The 882-nt window shown below is 43.9% G+C and carries 1 protein-coding gene, 4 tRNA genes and 1 rRNA gene; 5 read left to right on the forward strand and 1 reads right to left on the reverse strand.

Translation table 11 applies throughout. From position 1 onward, the window contains the following. The first annotated feature begins 148 nt into the window (after positions 1-148). The 5 genes from rrf (at position 149) to CD29_RS19285 (ending at position 645) form a co-directional block, all read left to right on the forward strand. Positions 149-264, forward strand: a 5S ribosomal RNA gene (gene rrf / locus CD29_RS19265). Between the two features lie 15 nt (positions 265-279). Further along, positions 280-354, forward strand: a tRNA-Asn gene (locus CD29_RS19270). Positions 355-362: 8 nt separating this feature from the next. After that, positions 363-454 (forward strand) — tRNA-Ser (locus CD29_RS19275). 11 nt (positions 455-465) lie between these two features. Further along, positions 466-540 (forward strand) — tRNA-Glu (locus CD29_RS19280). A 29-nt stretch (positions 541-569) separates the two neighbouring features. Continuing rightward, positions 570-645: transfer RNA gene (locus CD29_RS19285), tRNA-Val, on the forward strand. Positions 646-664: 19 nt separating this feature from the next. Here CD29_RS19285 and CD29_RS20845 read toward each other — a convergent pair. Continuing rightward, positions 665-787, reverse strand: a complete 123-nt coding sequence (locus tag CD29_RS20845; protein WP_268871010.1) for a hypothetical protein — start codon at positions 785-787, stop codon at positions 665-667. Positions 788-882 lie beyond the last annotated feature (95 nt).

The following is an 882-nucleotide window of genomic DNA, read 5'->3' on the forward strand; positions in this document are numbered from 1 at the left end:
CAAATTAAACTTGAACGCTTCCAATGTCTTTATCCAGTTTTGAAAGAATAAGCATATGCTTATATTTATAATGAAAAGCATAATTAATTTAATTAATGGTTGAAAATGCTTTCAAATATGTTATAATAATACTTGTCTTTCATTAAAGTCTAGTGATTATGGCAAAGAGGTCACACCCGTTCCCATACCGAACACGGAAGTTAAGCTCTTTAGCGCCGATGGTAGTTGGGGGCTTCCCCCTGTGAGAGTAGGACATTGCTAGGCTAGAAATTTCACTATTCCGAAGTAGCTCAGTGGTAGAGCAATCGGCTGTTAACCGATCGGTCGTAGGTTCGAGTCCTACCTTCGGAGCCATGCTTCTTGGAGAGTTGTCCGAGCGGCCGAAGGAGCACGATTGGAAATCGTGTAGGCGGGTAACACTGTCTCAAGGGTTCAAATCCCTTACTCTCCGCCATAAATACTTATGGCCCGTTGGTCAAGTGGTTAAGACACCGCCCTTTCACGGCGGTAACACGGGTTCGAATCCCGTACGGGTCACCATTTAAATTCTATAGATTTAACAACTAGTTGGAGGATTAGCTCAGCTGGGAGAGCACCTGCCTTACAAGCAGGGGGTCGGCGGTTCGAGCCCGTCATCCTCCACCATTCTTAAAAATTTAGTAAATTAAGTAATAATATTATCGCGGGGTGGAGCACGAACGAATAAGCTTCGAAGCTTAACATCAGCGTAACGATTTTGCAAAACATCTTGAATTTGCTCAACAAAATCGGGACGGTTCAGTAGCAATACTAAGTGCGGTAAAAGACATCCAGTCTTTATATTTATAATATTATCGCGGGGTGGAGCAGTGGTAGCTCGTCGGGCTCATAACCCGAAGGTCG

The organism is Ureibacillus manganicus DSM 26584 (genome assembly GCF_000772945.1).
GTDB classification, from domain to species: domain Bacteria; phylum Bacillota; class Bacilli; order Bacillales_A; family Planococcaceae; genus Ureibacillus; species Ureibacillus manganicus.